16 protein-coding genes are annotated in these 16,601 nt (G+C 45.0%); 11 read left to right on the plus strand and 5 right to left on the minus strand.

Annotation, left to right across the window (positions count from 1 at the left end):
• Positions 1-69: 69 nt before the first annotated feature.
• Entirely contained in the window at positions 70-1,140 is a 1,071-nt protein-coding gene (gene lptG, locus R7E38_RS17425; protein ID WP_005381071.1) for an LPS export ABC transporter permease LptG, read from the minus strand.
• Between the two features lie 3 nt (positions 1,141-1,143).
• On the minus strand, positions 1,144-2,244 hold the full coding sequence (gene lptF / locus R7E38_RS17430) for an LPS export ABC transporter permease LptF (RefSeq protein ID WP_005381072.1): 1,101 nt from the start codon (positions 2,242-2,244) through the stop codon (positions 1,144-1,146).
• 200 nt (positions 2,245-2,444) lie between these two features.
• Between lptF and pepA the strand changes: the two genes are divergently transcribed.
• The 5 genes from pepA (at position 2,445) to R7E38_RS17455 (ending at position 9,101) form a co-directional block, all read left to right on the plus strand.
• Positions 2,445-3,953, plus strand: a complete 1,509-nt coding sequence (pepA, locus tag R7E38_RS17435) for a leucyl aminopeptidase (RefSeq protein ID WP_005381073.1) — start codon at positions 2,445-2,447, stop codon at positions 3,951-3,953.
• 115 nt (positions 3,954-4,068) lie between these two features.
• Entirely contained in the window at positions 4,069-4,518 is a 450-nt protein-coding gene (locus tag R7E38_RS17440; RefSeq protein ID WP_005432852.1) for a DNA polymerase III subunit chi, read from the plus strand.
• 96 nt (positions 4,519-4,614) lie between these two features.
• Positions 4,615-7,473, plus strand: coding sequence for a valine--tRNA ligase (locus tag R7E38_RS17445; RefSeq protein ID WP_226084025.1), 2,859 nt, complete (start codon positions 4,615-4,617; stop codon positions 7,471-7,473).
• 202 nt (positions 7,474-7,675) lie between these two features.
• The gene (locus R7E38_RS17450) at positions 7,676-8,080 is read left to right on the plus strand and encodes a DUF2061 domain-containing protein (RefSeq protein ID WP_005381078.1); all 405 of its coding nucleotides are present in this window, start codon (positions 7,676-7,678) and stop codon (positions 8,078-8,080) included.
• A gap of 115 nt (positions 8,081-8,195) precedes the next feature.
• Positions 8,196-9,101: a bifunctional helix-turn-helix transcriptional regulator/GNAT family N-acetyltransferase gene (locus tag R7E38_RS17455; RefSeq protein ID WP_226084024.1), complete on the plus strand. Its 906-nt coding sequence runs from the start codon at positions 8,196-8,198 to the stop codon at positions 9,099-9,101.
• 19 nt (positions 9,102-9,120) lie between these two features.
• On the opposite strand, the gene R7E38_RS17460 is transcribed toward R7E38_RS17455, so the two are convergent.
• Together R7E38_RS17460 and rraB are read right to left on the minus strand one after the other, a co-directional pair.
• Positions 9,121-9,921 (minus strand): glycosyl hydrolase 2 galactose-binding domain-containing protein, encoded by an 801-nt coding sequence (locus tag R7E38_RS17460; protein WP_104975633.1) that lies wholly within the window; start codon positions 9,919-9,921, stop codon positions 9,121-9,123.
• A gap of 154 nt (positions 9,922-10,075) precedes the next feature.
• Positions 10,076-10,489, minus strand: a complete 414-nt coding sequence (gene rraB, locus R7E38_RS17465) for a ribonuclease E inhibitor RraB (protein WP_005381081.1) — start codon at positions 10,487-10,489, stop codon at positions 10,076-10,078.
• 583 nt (positions 10,490-11,072) lie between these two features.
• Here rraB and arcA point away from each other — a divergent pair.
• The 6 genes from arcA (at position 11,073) to R7E38_RS17495 (ending at position 15,662) form a co-directional block, all read left to right on the plus strand.
• A complete protein-coding gene (arcA, locus tag R7E38_RS17470; protein ID WP_005381082.1) occupies positions 11,073-12,293 on the plus strand; it encodes an arginine deiminase in 1,221 nt (406 codons plus the stop codon).
• A gap of 156 nt (positions 12,294-12,449) precedes the next feature.
• Positions 12,450-13,454, plus strand: a complete 1,005-nt coding sequence (locus R7E38_RS17475) for an ornithine carbamoyltransferase (RefSeq protein WP_132937229.1) — start codon at positions 12,450-12,452, stop codon at positions 13,452-13,454.
• A gap of 99 nt (positions 13,455-13,553) precedes the next feature.
• A complete protein-coding gene (locus R7E38_RS17480; protein WP_005381084.1) occupies positions 13,554-13,649 on the plus strand; it encodes a hypothetical protein in 96 nt (31 codons plus the stop codon).
• A gap of 86 nt (positions 13,650-13,735) precedes the next feature.
• A complete protein-coding gene (gene pyrB, locus R7E38_RS17485; RefSeq protein WP_005381085.1) occupies positions 13,736-14,665 on the plus strand; it encodes an aspartate carbamoyltransferase in 930 nt (309 codons plus the stop codon).
• 15 nt (positions 14,666-14,680) lie between these two features.
• The gene (pyrI, locus tag R7E38_RS17490; protein WP_005381086.1) at positions 14,681-15,142 is read left to right on the plus strand and encodes an aspartate carbamoyltransferase regulatory subunit; all 462 of its coding nucleotides are present in this window, start codon (positions 14,681-14,683) and stop codon (positions 15,140-15,142) included.
• A 130-nt stretch (positions 15,143-15,272) separates the two neighbouring features.
• The gene (locus R7E38_RS17495; RefSeq protein ID WP_005381087.1) at positions 15,273-15,662 is read left to right on the plus strand and encodes a RidA family protein; all 390 of its coding nucleotides are present in this window, start codon (positions 15,273-15,275) and stop codon (positions 15,660-15,662) included.
• 85 nt (positions 15,663-15,747) lie between these two features.
• Here the strand turns inward: R7E38_RS17495 and R7E38_RS17500 are convergent, their stop codons facing one another.
• Positions 15,748-16,473 (minus strand): 1-acylglycerol-3-phosphate O-acyltransferase, encoded by a 726-nt coding sequence (locus R7E38_RS17500; RefSeq protein ID WP_005381088.1) that lies wholly within the window; start codon positions 16,471-16,473, stop codon positions 15,748-15,750.
• Positions 16,474-16,601: the final 128 nt, after the last annotated feature.

The raw sequence follows: 16,601 nt of genomic DNA on the forward strand, positions 1-16,601 counted from the left end.
AAAGGAAGGCGTAATGCCTTCCTTTTACATTTGGTTCGGTAAAACTTGGTTTATTCGATGATGCTTCAGTTATAGCTTTCTTCGTAGCAGTGCAATCGCAATAGCTAAGAACACCAAACTCGGGGCCAAAGCACCAAACACTGGGGATATGCCATACACCAAGCTTAATGGACCAAAGAACTCACTGGATATGTAAAAAGTAAACCCGGCAACCACGCCCGACAATACCCTTGCCCCCATGGTCACGCTTCTGAGTGGACCGAAAACAAAAGATAGCGCCATTAACATCATCACAGCAATTGAAAGCGGCTGAGTCAACTTACGCCAAAACGCCAACTCATAGCGAGATGCATCTTGTTCCGATGCTTTCAGGTAAGTCACATAATCATACAAACCGCTCAGTGACAATTCTTCTGGCTTCACGGTCACCACAGCTAGCTTATCTGGTGCCAAAGAGGTGTGCCACTCCATCTGTTCGATGTCTTGCTTTGAAATTACGTTTTCATTTTCCATGTCCGTAATTTGTACGTAGCGCATCAGCCAGTTGTTATCTTGTTGGTAGTCGACTTCTTCGGCGAAAATAACTTTTTGTAGATTCTTATCATCATCAAAACGCCACATATTTAAAGCATAAAGCTTGTCGTCTTCGACTTTACCGATAAAGATAAAGTCGTTTGCGTCACGAGCCCACACACCTGAGCGCACAGACACAATGCTACCACCTGATATCGCAAACGCACGTAAGTCACGGGCCATCTTCTGGGCCTCAGGAGCGCCCCATTGACCTAACGCCATAACGACAATCATGAGCGGGACGGCCGTTTTTAGTACCGATAACCCGATATCCAGCTTAGAGAAACCAGCAGCTTGCATCACCACCAGCTCAGAGCTTGAAGCCAACATACCTAAGCCGATCAGGGCACCGAGTAATGCCGCCATTGGAAAGAACATTTCGATATCACGCGGCACACTGAGTAACACAAAGTACAACGCATGAGTGAGGTCGTACACACCTCGCCCTACTTTACGTAGCTGTTCTACATATTTGATGATGCCCGATAAGCCAACAAACGTCGCTAAAACCAAGGCAGTGGTAGAGATGATGGTTCTACCGATGTAAAGGTCTAAGATTTTGAACACAGCTTACGCGAGCCTCTTCTTGCGGAATTTGTCTTTTATTCGTCTAGCAGCAACGCTGTCCATCATATTCGCCATGATAGCAACAATCAGCAACATCGCATTGATTGGCCACATACCAATAGCAGCCGGGATGTCACCATCTTCTAATGCAGATTTGGTTGCACTGATCGCCAAGAAATACGCTAGATAGATCAGAATCGCAGGCCCCATTTTGGCAAACCGTCCCTGACGCGGATTCACCGCAGACAAAGGAATAACGAGCATTGTTAAGAGTGGAATACACACAAATAACGAAATTCGCCATTGTAGCTCCGCTTGCGCCTCTGGATCTGGGTGACCTATCAAGTCAACCGTTGGGTATGCTTCCCAGTCTCGCCCTTTCTTTTTGACCTCACGTTGGCCGATAACACCTTCGTATTCATCGAATTTCGTGATCATATATTCAACGCGAGTAGGCACACCTTCATAACGCGTACCTTCTTTCATAGTGATGATCTGACGACCGTCCGAAAGCTCTTTTACTTCACCAGAAGATGAGAACATCACACTCGGTAACACTGAATCTCGAGGGCGCATCTGCGCAACAAAAACGTTGCTCAAGGTATTGTCTTTAATGTCATCGATGAACACAACCGATGAACCGTCTGGTGTACCTTGGAACTGACCTTTTTTAAGTAGGTCAACGCTGTTTTCTGACGCTACCTGCTCATAAAGCTGCTCAACGCGGTCTTGAGACCACGGCGATAGCCACAACGCATTGAAAGCCGCCACCGCTGAAGTAATCAACGCTAGGTATAAGGCCGCTTGAACCAAGAATTTATTACCAATACCTGTCGCGTTCATTACGACAATTTCGCTCTCTGCATACAGACGACCAAATGTGATCAATATGCCGATATACAGACTTAAAGGCAGCATTAACAGACCCATTGCTGGCATGTTCAAACCAACAATCGAGAAAATCAATCCAGCAGGAATATCCCCATCAGAAGCATCAGCAAGAACACTTATGAATTTCTGGCTTACAAACACCAAAAAAAGTACGAAAAAAATCGCAAATTGGCTCTTGAGTGTTTCGCGGATCAAATATCTAACAATAATCACGCTGAAATTACCTATACAAAACTTGTTTTTTTGGTCGAATCACTATAGTTTCCCGTTGAACCATTTATTTTTTTAAAAATTATAAACTAGATGTTAGTCGCTTAATCAGCTCTGCATGTAAGCCTGGAGCTAAAATTCAACAAGTAAGCGATCATTATCTAACATTTAGAGCAATTTGTCTTCAGGATGTAGGAGTACGCATGGAGTTCAGTGTAAAAAGTGGCAGTCCAGAGAAACAACGTAGCGCATGTATCGTTGTTGGTGTGTTTGAACCACGTCGCCTTTCTCCAGTAGCCGAACAACTTGATAAAATCAGTGACGGTTACATCAGTTCACTACTTCGCCGTGGTGATCTAGAGGGTAAACCTGGTCAGATGCTGCTACTGCATCAAGTACCAGGTGTTTTGTCAGAGCGCGTTTTACTTGTCGGTTGCGGCAAAGAGCGTGAACTTGGCGAGCGCCAGTACAAGGAAATCATTCAAAAGACGATCAGCACACTTAACGAGACAGGCTCAATGGAAGCGGTATGTTTCCTAACTGAACTGCATGTTAAGGGTCGTGATACATACTGGAAAGTGCGCCAGGCTGTAGAAGCGACTAAAGATGGTCTATACACATTTAATCAATTCAAGAGCGTGAAACCTGAGACTCGCCGCCCACTGCGCAAGCTTGTTTTCAACGTACCAACGCGTCGTGAATTGAACTTGGGTGAAAAAGCAATCACTCATGGTCTTGCTATCGCATCAGGTGTCAAAGCCTCAAAAGACCTTGGCAACATGCCGCCAAACGTAGCTAATCCAGCTTACCTTGCTTCTCAAGCTCGTCGTCTAGCGGACGATTACGAAACCGTAACCACCAAAATTATTGGTGAGCAAGAGATGGAAAAACTGGGTATGACCTCTTACCTAGCAGTAGGCCGTGGTTCTAAAAACGAATCTATGATGTCTATCATCGAGTACAAAGGTAACCCTGACTCAGATGCAAAACCGATTGTGCTCGTAGGTAAAGGTCTAACCTTCGACTCAGGCGGTATCTCTCTAAAGCCGGGTGAAGGTATGGATGAGATGAAGTACGACATGTGTGGTGCGGCATCGGTATTCGGTACAATGAAAGCGCTAGCGAAGCTAAACCTACCAATCAACGTTATTGGTGTTCTAGCGGGCTGTGAAAACATGCCTGGCAGCAACGCTTACCGTCCAGGTGACATCCTAACGACCATGTCTGGTCAAACTGTAGAAGTTCTGAACACGGATGCTGAAGGCCGTCTTGTTCTTTGTGACGCACTGACTTACGTAGAGCGTTTCGAACCAGACTGCGTGGTTGACGTTGCAACGCTAACTGGTGCTTGTGTTATCGCACTAGGCCACCATATCAGCGGCGTAATCTCTAACCACAACCCTCTTTCTCATGAGCTAGTAAACGCTTCTGAGCAAGCGAGTGACCGTGCATGGCGTCTACCAATGGCAGACGAGTACCACGAACAGTTGAAGAGCCCGTTTGCGGATATGGCAAACATTGGTGGTCGCCCTGGTGGCACAATTACTGCGGGTTGCTTCTTATCTAAGTTCGCGAAGAAGTACAACTGGGCACACGTCGATATCGCAGGTACCGCGTGGAAATCAGGCGCAGCGAAAGGCTCAACGGGCCGTCCTGTCTCAATGCTTGTCCAATTCCTTTTGAACCGCAGCGGCCAAGAGACAGAAGAGTAATTTCTGAACAACATCTAAAAGGGCCGCAAGGCCCTTTTTTATTACCTCGATTTTCTTGATTGAAAATCGGATTTAATATGGTTTCAGGAAGAGACCATCGGCAAGTGAGAGAATGATGCAAACTGCAACCTTCTACATCATTAACGAAGAGAGCCCGCAAGCAACGGTGGCTGGCTTTGAAGAATACATCGTGTTTTTGGCTCAGCACTTTGCTCGCCAAGGCGCCAAAGTGTATTTAAACTGCCAAGACAAACCACACGCCGAGCAGCTCGCTGAAGCCTTTTGGCAAATTGATGCAGACAAGTTCATGGCACATAACCTCGTAGGCGAGGGACCGAAATACGCCACCAACATTGAAATCGGCCATGAAGGTGTAAAACCTAATTGGAACCGTCAGCTGGTAATTAATTTGGCGGAAAATGAGACAACCTTTGCGAACAAGTTTGCTCAAGTGGTAGACTTCGTGCCCTGCGAAGAAAAAGCTAAACAACTCGCAAGAGAAAGATATAAAATTTACCGTCAAGCAGGTTACCAGCTGCAAACGATCGAAATTCAATATCCTTAACGGTCAATCCTTATAGTTAAGGCGATCTTGTTAAGATCCCTCACTTATAAAGATTGACTAAGATTCAACCATCAACGTATCCATTAAAAGAGCGCTATGGAAAAGACATACAACCCAACTTCAATCGAACAAGCTCTGTATCAGACTTGGGAAGAGAAAGGCTACTTTAAGCCACACGGTGACACTACTAAAGAATCATACAGCATCATGATCCCGCCACCGAACGTCACTGGTAGCCTACACATGGGCCACGCGTTCCAAGATACGATCATGGATACGCTTATCCGTTGTGAACGTATGAAGGGTAAAAACACCCTTTGGCAAGTAGGTACTGACCACGCTGGTATCGCAACTCAGATGGTTGTTGAGCGTAAGATCGCTGCAGAAGAAGGCAAAACAAAACACGATTACGGTCGTGAAGCTTTCATCGACAAAATCTGGGAATGGAAAGGCGAATCTGGCGGCACTATCACTAAGCAGCTTCGTCGTCTTGGCGCATCTGTAGACTGGGATCGTGAACGCTTCACGATGGACGATGGTCTATCTAACGCCGTTCAAGAAGTGTTCGTACGTCTATACGAAGACGATCTAATCTACCGCGGTAAGCGTCTAGTTAACTGGGATCCAAAGCTACACACAGCGATTTCAGATCTAGAAGTAGAGAACAAAGACACTAAAGGCCACATGTGGCACTTCCGCTACCCACTAGCAGATGGCGCTAAAACAGCGGATGGCAAAGACTACATCGTTGTTGCAACGACTCGTCCAGAGACCGTGCTAGGCGATACGGGTGTTGCAGTTAACCCAGAAGATCCACGTTACAAAGATCTTATCGGTAAAGAAATCATCCTTCCTATCGTTGATCGTCGCATCCCAATCGTGGGCGATGAGCACGCAGATATGGAAAAAGGTACTGGCTGTGTGAAAATCACACCTGCGCACGACTTCAACGACTACGAAGTAGGTAAGCGCCACCAGCTACCAATGATCAACATTCTGACTTTCGACGCGAACATCCGCGACTCAGCAGAAGTATTCAACACTAACGGCGAAGCAAGCGAAGCTTACAGCACTGAACTACCAGCTAAATACCACGGTATGGAGCGTTTTGCCGCTCGTAAAGCTATCGTTGCTGAATTCGACGAGCTAGGCCTACTTGAAGAAGTGAAAGATCACGATCTACAAGTTCCTTACGGCGACCGTGGTGGCGTGGTTATCGAACCAATGCTAACTGACCAATGGTACGTACGTACTGCGCCTCTAGCGAAAACTGCAGTTGAAGCAGTAGAAAACGGCGACATCCAATTTGTTCCTAAGCAGTACGAAAACATGTACTTCTCTTGGATGCGTGACGTTCAAGACTGGTGTATCTCTCGTCAGCTATGGTGGGGTCACCGCATCCCAGCTTGGTACGACAACCAAGGTAATGTTTACGTAGGTCGCACTGAAGAAGAAGTTCGTAAGAACAACAACCTAGAGTCAGTCATTGAACTGCACCAAGACGAAGACGTACTGGATACGTGGTTCTCTTCTGCACTATGGACATTCGGTACTCAAGGTTGGCCAGAGCAAACTGACGACCTGAAAGTATTCCACCCTTCAGACGTTCTAGTAACTGGTTTCGACATCATCTTCTTCTGGGTTGCGCGCATGATCATGATGACCATGCACTTCGTGAAAGACGAAAACGGCAAACCACAAGTACCATTTAAGACGGTTTACGTTACTGGTCTAATCCGTGATGAAAACGGCGACAAGATGTCTAAGTCGAAAGGTAACGTACTTGACCCAATCGACATGATCGATGGTATCGACCTAGAGTCTCTAGTAGAGAAGCGTTGTGGCAACATGATGCAACCTCAGCTAGCGAAGAAGATCGAGAAGAACACTCGTAAGACGTTTGAAAACGGTATCGAAGCATACGGTACAGACGCACTACGTTTCACTCTTGCAGCAATGGCATCAACAGGTCGTGATATCAACTGGGATATGAAGCGTCTTGAGGGTTACCGTAACTTCTGTAACAAACTATGGAACGCAAGCCGTTACGTAATGATGAACACAGAAGAGCAAGATTGTGGCTTCAACGGTGGTGAGATTGAATACTCACTAGCAGACAAATGGATCGAGTCTCAGTTTGAACTTGCAGCGAAAGCGTTCAACAACCATATCGACAACTTCCGTCTAGATATGGCTGCGAACACGCTTTACGAATTCATCTGGAACCAATTCTGTGACTGGTACCTAGAGCTAACTAAACCCGTTCTATGGAAAGGTACTGAAGCGCAACAGCGTGGTACTCGCCGTACACTAATCACGGTACTTGAGAAGACTCTACGTCTGGCTCATCCTGTGATTCCTTACATCACTGAAACTATCTGGCAAAGCATCAAGCCACTAGTTGAAGGTGTAGAAGGTGAGACAATCATGCTTCAAGCACTGCCTCAATTCGACGAAGCAAACTTCAACCAAGAAGCGCTAGATGATATCGAATGGGTGAAGGCGTTCATTACCAGCATCCGTAACCTACGTGCTGAATACGACATCAACCCTGGTAAGCCGCTTGACGTTATGCTGAAAGCAGCAAATGCAGAAGATGCCTCTCGTCTAGAAGCAAGCAAGCAAGTACTGATGTCACTAGCGAAGCTAGAAGCAGTACGCGTGCTTGAAGCTGGCGAACAAACTCCTGCATGTGCGACAGCACTGGTTGGTAAGTCTGAGCTGATGATCCCAATGGCAGGTCTGATCGACAAAGATGCTGAGCTTGCTCGTCTAGATGGCGAAATCAAGAAGACTCACGGCGAAATCAAGCGTATCGAAGGCAAACTAGGTAACGAAGGCTTCGTAGCGAAAGCACCTGAAGCAGTTGTTGCTAAAGAGCGTGAGAAGCTTGAAGGCTACAAAGAGACACTAGCTAAGCTAGAAGAGCAGAAGACAACGATCTCTGCGCTTTAAGCCTCAGTGAAAGAGAAGAATTAACACTTCTCACTTTTGGTTCAAAAGGTTGGTCATCATGGCCAGCCTTTTTTGTATACATTTCACCAAAACCATCATCAATAGCTTCCCCCTATCACAACAATACTCATTACCCATTAGCATTAATGAGAATTATTATCGATAATGAACTCATCGAAACAAACACGATTGAGTAATTATCATGAAAAAGACACTAACTTTCGCAGCACTGCATTTTACTATCGCATTTAGTGTCGCTTACGTACTCACAGGCGACATTCTAATTGGTAGTTTAATTGCCATGATTGAGCCTTCAGTGAACACCGTAGCCTTCTACTTTCATGAAAAGGCATGGGCAAAAGTCCCAGCACTTAAAGCTCGTCAGTGGATGACCAAATTAAAAACCGCAAGCTTTGCGACCGTGCACTTCAGCGTCGCTTTTACCGTGGTTTACTTACTAACAGGTGATGCATTTGTCGGCGGCGTAATGGCGATGCTAGAGCCGAGTTTGAACACGGTGGCTTACTACTTCCACGAGAAAGTATGGATGCGTAAATCATCAGAAAAAGCTCCAGCACCGCAGTTTTGTTTACATCACCACGCTTAAACATGGAGGCTCACTACGTCTCCTAACGAGAAAAATGACATTTACCATTGACAAGGTTGCGCACCGCAATTAATTTAATTGCGGTGCGCAACTTTATTTTTAGAGGTAAGTGATAATGAACGCTCGTCAACTTCGACACTACTCCCGTCAAGCCGTCCGATTGCTTGGTATGCTTGATAAACAATGCGGCGATGTCGCTCTCACTCCAGTGCAAGCGCACGCATTGGGTGAAATCCAATTGCAGCCATTGACCATCAATCAGCTGGCACAGCAGCTTAATGTCGACAAGTCCAACGCGAGCCGAACCGTTACTGGTTTGATTAAATTAGGTTTGGTCGAGAGCATCGAAAACCCAAAAGACAAACGTAGTCAACTCGTAGCGATTACAGAGCAAGGCCAACAGGCGTTATCGCAACTGGACCAACAGCAAAACCACTTCTTTGAACAGCTGCTTACCCAACTCGATGACAGCGAGCAAGAGCAACTCAAACTTGGTCTAGAGACTTACCTAAAAGGGCTAACAAAAGTGTGTCAGGCTGAGGAATACGTTCTTCGACCTCTTACTAAAGCAGACAACCCGCAAGTCGCAGATGTGATTCGTAAAGTCTCTGCAGAATACGGCTTAACCGCAGACAAAGGTTATGGTGTGGCCGATCCAACGCTTGATGATATGTATTCGGTTTACAATCAATGCGAGGCCGCCTACTGGGTCATTGAACATCGCGGAGAGATCGTTGGTGGCGGTGGCTTTGCCCCTTTAGCTGGCGAGCCAAATGTGTGTGAACTACAAAAGATGTACTTCTTACCTCAAACACGAGGGCACGGTTTAGCCAAACGCATCGTCGCATTGAGCTTACAATTGGCGAAACAATTTGGGTATCAGCAGTGCTATTTAGAGACAACTGAATGTCTGAGAGAAGCGGTAAGCTTGTATGAAAAGCTAGGCTTTGAGCATCTCGATACCCCGCTTGGACAAACAGGGCATGATGCATGTGAAGTAGTGATGCTTAAAACACTGTAATAAAGAGCATTACTAAGAGTTAAAGCACAACATGGGTAACACAAAGCTCCTGGCTCAAGGCAACAGTGAAGTTTTGGTGCTGCCCATCCAACTCAACAGACAACTGGTAGAGATCACTTGGATCAGGATCAGTAAGATCGGCATACTTTGGCGCTTCGATCTGGAATAAAGCGCTCGCATGCTCCGCTCGGACATCAATAGGAATATGGTAAGTCATACCATTAAACTTAACCGATGCAGAGACCAGACCCGGCGCAAAAGTTTGATAGTACAAGTCTACTTTAAACTCGCAACCACCACCGTGGTGCCAAATCTGCTCGGTTGCCACGCGGTCTAAACGTACATTGCGAATGAACTGCAGATACGGTTCTTGCCATACCCCTAAGCGCTCGTCACTCTTTTGGTATTCATGATCTGCAAGTGAACACAACTCCGGTTTATCCTCATCCAACAGAAGATCTTCTTCTTCCTCAAGGAATAGGATCTCAAAACGGTTACGCCCCATCTGCATGAACGGGCGAATGTCTTTCTTGTAGACATTTTGAGAACCGTCACAGTCAAACAATGCTACTCCGTTCAAACGCACTTCTGCATGGTAATCCACACCACCCAACACCATTTCTACCGCTGGGAATGCCATCATGGATTCGTCCACTTCAATGTCATGCATCAGGTGCCACTCTTGCTGACGAATTGCTTCTTCTGTCAGTTCAGCAGGCAATACCTGACTCAAAGGAGCAGGGAAAGTAATGTCATCCTGTGGGATAGAAAGGTCCGTCAGTGGAGAGACTTGCCATAAACCGGCGAGTGAGAGTTGCATATACACCTTGAGCTAGATCAATTTTCACGCATTATAGGGAGAAATCCCCTATAAACTCAATGTGAATTATTTATCGCCTCCACATTCGTCAGTTTTTCAAGGTATAAAAAAACCAGCGTTAAACGCTGGTTTTTCCAAAAGTAGTGAGCTTTGATTACTCGTCGTCTTCATCTTCTTCAGGGTAAAGCGCATCTTCGCCTTCGTAGTACGTACCCCAACCGTCATAGATGATGTCGTATTTTTCTGCCAAGTGAATCAATTTTTCAACTTGCGCATCAATCGCTTCTGCGTCTAGTGCGGACTCCATAGTCGCATCACAGCAAAGCAACTTGTTACCATCTTCATCTTCAGTTTCTTCTGCTTCAAGAACTTCAAAGCCCATCTTGAATGCTTCAACTACCGCTTTTTCTAGCGTGTCAAAATCTTCTGCAAACAGGTGGTGCTCGATTTCGTATAGCGAATCTGGATCGCTGCCATCTTCTAGCAATGCTGCAATGATATCGCGAGTCTCTTCCTTTTGAATCTCAATTAATTCTTCTACTGATAGATATTCATCTTCGTGAGACATGTTTTGGCTCCAGATTAGTTACTTGATGGAAACACAATACCCGATACTGAGTATGCTGATCCGGTGAAATATGGCATGGATTGCGATGAAAAGCCACAAACAAACATCATACCACTGCGATTCTTATCGGTTATTTGAATCTAAATATTAAACCGACCACACAAAGAAACAAAAAATTAACAAAGAATGGCATTTTTTAATATTCAGAACATCCTAATTGACACTTAATGTTGTTATTTTCTCTTTCTATGCGTGTTTATGATGCTTTCTTGAATACACTCACGTGTAAAACGAAGAAGCATAACGAATAAATTCACTTTAATAATGCATAATTTAGAATAAAAATGCACGTTTTATGCACTGTGCGTGTATTCTTTCTCAACGGGAAAATTAGAATAAAAACGCACGCACTCTAATTTTAGTAAAATAGCATTTATATCTGATAACAAATTTCATAAGAATCAAAATAAAAATAAAAAACTCACAAAACCAGAAACACCAGAATATAAACAAAGCTTGATAACTTGCATCTTTCTAGGAAGCTTGTCATAACTAATGGCTGGAAAATTTGTAAGGATACAAAATGAGCAAGCTGTACGTTGGATCAGAAGTTGGTCAACTTCGACGAGTTCTATTAAATCGCCCTGAACGCGCCCTAACCCACTTAACTCCGTCAAACTGTCATGAGTTGCTATTTGATGACGTTCTTGCTGTAGAAGCGGCAGGTGAAGAGCACGATGCATTCGCACGTACGCTGCGCGAGCAAGACGTTGAAGTGCTTCTCCTCCACGATTTACTGGTCGAAACCCTCGCTGTTCCAGAAGCAAAACAATGGCTGCTGAACACTCAGATTTCTGACTTTCGTTACGGGCCAACATTTGCGCGAGACCTACGCCAATACTTTTCAGAAATGGATGATGAACATCTTGCCTGCATATTTTTAGGTGGCTTAGCTTACTCAGAGCTACCGATCTCCTCATCTTCTATGCTGCCAAAAATGAAGCGTCCTCTCGACTTTGTTATTGAGCCACTGCCTAATCACCTCTTTACTCGTGATACCTCATGCTGGGTTTATGGCGGCGTTTCTCTTAACCCGATGATGATGCCTGCACGCCAACGTGAAACAAACCACTTACGTGCGATTTATCGTTGGCACCCAATTTTTGCTGGCCAAGATTTTATCAAATACTTCGGTGACGATGATCTGCATTATGATAATGCGAATGTCGAAGGCGGTGATGTGTTGGTTATTGGTAAAGGTGCAGTTCTTATCGGTATGTCTGAGCGTACGACTGCACAAGGTGTAGAGAACCTTGCAGCAAGCCTATTTAAAGCAGGCCAAGCTACCGAGGTGATTGCAATTGATCTGCCTAAACACCGCTCATGTATGCATTTAGACACCGTGATGACCCATATGGATGTAGATACTTTCTCTGTTTACCCAGAGATCATGCGCAAAGATCTCGACACATGGCGCTTAACACCAAAAGGCAACGGTGAAATGCATGTTGAAGCCTCACATAACTATCTGCACGCGATTGAGTCCGCTCTTGGCTTAGATCAGCTGAAAATCATCACCACTGGTGGCGACAGCTATGAAGCGGAACGCGAACAATGGAATGATGCCAATAACGTTCTAACTGTAAAACCGGGCGTAGTAATTGGTTACGAACGCAACGTATACACCAACGAAAAATACGATAAAGCTGGCATCAAAGTACTGACAGTACCTGGTAACGAGCTTGGTCGTGGTCGCGGTGGCGCTCGCTGTATGAGCTGTCCAATAGAACGAGACGATATATAACTTACTCGTCCCTTTACATTAGGTGAATCAAAACTAAGGTTGATGTGAATACATCAACCTTTTTTAGCTTTAATTAAAAATAACTATTCACAATAAAAGCATTTATATGTTTTAATAAATTCTATTAATCTAATCACATGTACTAAGGGACGAGCTATGGCTTTCAATTTACGTAACCGCAACTTTTTGAAGCTATTGGACTTCTCAACCAAAGAAATCCAGTTTTTGCTCGAACTGTCTGCAGAGCTGAAAAAAGCTAAATATGCAGGAACAGAGCAGAAGAAACTTCAAGGTAAAAACATCGCACTAATCTTTGAGAAATCTTCGACTCGTACCCGATGTGCGTTTGAAGTCGCTGCCTTTGACCAAGGTGCTCAAGTCTCTTACATCGGCCCTTCTGGCTCGCAGATCGGTCATAAGGAATCGATGAAAGACACAGCTCGTGTTCTTGGTCGTATGTACGACGGGATTGAATACCGAGGCTTTGGCCAATCCATTGTTGAAGAGCTTGGTACTTATGCTGGTGTTCCAGTGTGGAATGGTTTAACGGATGAGTTCCACCCAACCCAGATCCTTGCTGACTTCCTGACCATGCAAGAGCACGGCCGTGGTAAACAGCTGCATGAAATAACCTTCGCTTACCTAGGTGATGCGCGCAACAACATGGGTAACTCACTTATGGTGGGCGCAGCGAAAATGGGCATGGATATTCGCCTTGTCGCACCAAAAGCGTTCTGGCCTGAAGAAGAGCTCGTGGCAACTTGTCAAACTATCGCGCAACAAACCGGTGCAAAAATCACGTTAACAGAAAGCGTTGAGGAAGGTGTGAAAGGTTGTGACTTCCTATACACCGACGTTTGGGTGTCTATGGGTGAGTCTGCCGAGGCATGGGATGAGCGTGTAGCGTTAATGACACCTTATCAAATCAATATGAACGTGATTAAGCAAACGGGCAATCCACATGTGAAATTCATGCACTGCCTTCCAGCTTTCCACAATGATGAAACCACCGTCGGCAAAGAAGTCGCTGAAAAATACGGTATGAAAGGCCTTGAAGTAACAGAAGAGGTATTTGAATCGGAATACTCCATCGTATTCGACGAAGCTGAAAACCGTATGCATACCATCAAAGCCGTGATGGTTGCGACGCTAGGAAGCTAAACCAGCGCGCAAAAACAGCCGATAAAAACCATGATGTAATCGCTTGCGCTCACGAAAGTTAAGCGTATAATGCTCGGCAATTTGTCTGAGGATTAAGAAATGACCACGCTGATTGCTGACGTAAAAACGCGATTTGCTCTCGCTAAGCGACTACGCTTACGTGGTGTTATTTTCGTTAATTCTATTGAATTTTAAAACCTCCCCATTGGGGAGGTTTTTTTATGTCCAAAATTCCTTTCGGTTATTTGGATGTAGTCATCAATGTTATAGGGAAGAAGATCATGGCGAACTCGCTTTACCAGAAGCACATCATCTCTATTCCAGAGCTTTCACGCGAAGAACTGGAACTTATCGTAGAAACAGCAGGTAGCCTTAAAAAAGCACCTCGACCAGAACTGATTAAAAACAAAGTCGTTGCAAGTTGTTTCTTTGAACCATCAACACGTACACGTTTATCGTTTGAAACAGCGATTCAGCGCATTGGTGGTGACGTGATTGGCTTTGATAATGATGGTAATACCTCTCTGGCGAAAAAAGGCGAAACACTCGCAGATTCAGTACAAGTCATCTCTTCTTACGTCGATGCCTTTGTGATGCGTCATCCACAAGAAGGCGCCGCTCGCTTGGCCTCTGAATTTTCAAATGGCGTGCCAGTGATCAACGCGGGCGACGGTGCAAACCAACACCCAACTCAAACGCTACTCGACCTATACACCATCGCGGAAACACAAGGGCGTCTAGACAACCTGAACGTCGCATTCGTAGGTGACCTAAAATATGGCCGCACAGTGCACTCACTGACTCAAGCCTTAGCAAAGTTTAACAACATCCGCTTCTTCTTTGTTGCACCAGATGCGCTGGCAATGCCAGATTACATCTGCGAAGAACTAGACGAAGCTGGCATTCAATATAGCCTACACACAGACATGGAAAGTGTGATTCCTGAACTGGATATTCTGTACATGACACGCGTACAGAAAGAACGTTTTGACGAATCGGAATACGCACATATTAAGTCGGCTTACATCCTAACGGCGGCACTACTAGAAGGCGCGCGTGAGAACTTGAAAGTTCTGCACCCACTACCACGTGTGGATGAAATTACAACTGATGTTGATAAAACGCCTCATGCTTACTTCTTCCAGCAAGCTCAAAATGGCGTGTATGCTCGCCAAGCACTGCTGGCGCTTGTTCTAAACGAAACACTGTAATCGAGGGGAAAAATCATGGCTAAAGAAACTCAATTGCAGGTAGAAGCAATCAAAAATGGTACGGTCATCGACCACATCCCTGCGCAAATCGGCATCAAAGTATTAAGACTGTTCGATATGCACAATTCATCACAACGCGTAACGATTGGACTGAACTTGCCATCATCAGCACTCGGTCATAAAGATCTACTCAAAATCGAAAATGTGTTTATCAATGAAGAGCAAGCGAGCAAGCTAGCGTTGTATGCTCCTCACGCGACCGTGAATCAAATCGAGAATTATGAAGTGGTGAAAAAGCTCGCGTTAGAGCTTCCTGAGCGCATCAATGATGTATTTGAATGCCCGAATTCAAACTGTATTTCTCATAATGAACCAGTAGAAAGCAGCTTTAGCGTGTTCGAGAAGAAACAAGAAATCCGCCTAAAGTGTAAATACTGCGAGAAAGTGTTCTCACGCGAGATCGTAACCGAGCGATAAACACGCCGCACGACTAGGCTGTGATACGTTTAAAATACCCTGCAATGTCAGGGTATTTTGCTCTTTACCTACCGAGGGTTTAGAGGCAAACTGAGAATCTTTATTCCCTACAACTGATGGAAAAAATCAAATGACGAAAGTACTTCACACTGAGTCTGCACCAGCAGCAATCGGTCCTTACGTTCAAGGCGTAGATCTAGGTAACATGGTTCTTACTTCAGGCCAAATCCCAGTAAACCCAGCGACAGGTGAAGTGTCTGCTGATATCGCAGAACAAGCTCGTCAGTCTCTAGAAAACGTAAAGGCTGTAGTTGAATCTTCAGGTCTTAAAGTATCTGATATTGTAAAGCTAACGGTTTTTGTTAAAGACCTAAATGACTTTGGCACAGTGAACGAAGTTTACGGCAAGTTCTTTGATGAGCACGGCGTAGCAAACTACCCTGCACGCTCTTGTGTAGAAGTGGCTCGCCTACCAAAAGATGTTGGCATCGAGATTGAAGCAATCGCTGTTCGCAAATAATTGCACTTGCTGACAAACATAAAAAAACGGGTAGCTCAGGCTACCCGTTTTTTATTGTCTTTTCGTGATGATATCGCAGTAAAACTTAAGCAGCGTTGCGCTGTTTGACTTCTTCATCTAACGATTCAAGCTTCTCTTTCATCTGTTCACGACAGATATTCGCTAACTCGCGAATGCCCTCTTTACCATAGCCTTCAGTGCTGATTGGAGGTAGCATTTCAACAATCACATGACCATTGTTCCAACGGTTCAGCTTAATTTTATTCGTCGAGCTACATACGATAGGAATGATTGGCACACCTGCACCAATTGCCGCATGAAAAGCACCTGTTTTGAATGGCAGCAAACCACGCCCACGAGAACGCGTGCCTTCTGGGAACATCCACACCGAAACATCACTTTCTTTCATGCTGCTCACGACCTGATCGATAGTACCTTTTGCTTTAGAACGATTCGCTCGGTCAATCAGAATGTTACCCGTAAGCCAGTAAAGCTGACCAAACAGTGGCATCCAAGCCAAGCTCTTTTTACCTACTGTCACAACTTTCGGAGTCACAGCCGCAGAAACAGTAAACATGTCCCAGTTGTTCTGGTGGTTAGCAATGTAAACATGTTGGCCGCGTGAATACGCATCTTCAGGGATACGTAACTCTAACTTAATCCCAAACACACGAGACATCTTGGCAAACAAACGGCCAAAAGTGAAAACGTGCTTAGGGTTTCTAGGGCTTAATAGGCAGTAACCACAACCACCAATAAACATAACAATCGCAAAGATAGCGACAGCAAATACACGTAACAGTGCAATCATTCTTGTTCTCCAGGAACCGGCTTTTGCCAGATACAGCTATTAATATCTCTCTTTCCATAAAGGGAAAATATGGTCATGAGAGTGATATAAAAAAGCCGAAACTCAGGTTTCGGCTCTCTTGATATCCA

It is taken from the genome of Vibrio sp. Vb2131 (assembly GCF_033338535.1).
Classification (GTDB): Bacteria; Pseudomonadota; Gammaproteobacteria; order Enterobacterales; family Vibrionaceae; genus Vibrio; species Vibrio alginolyticus.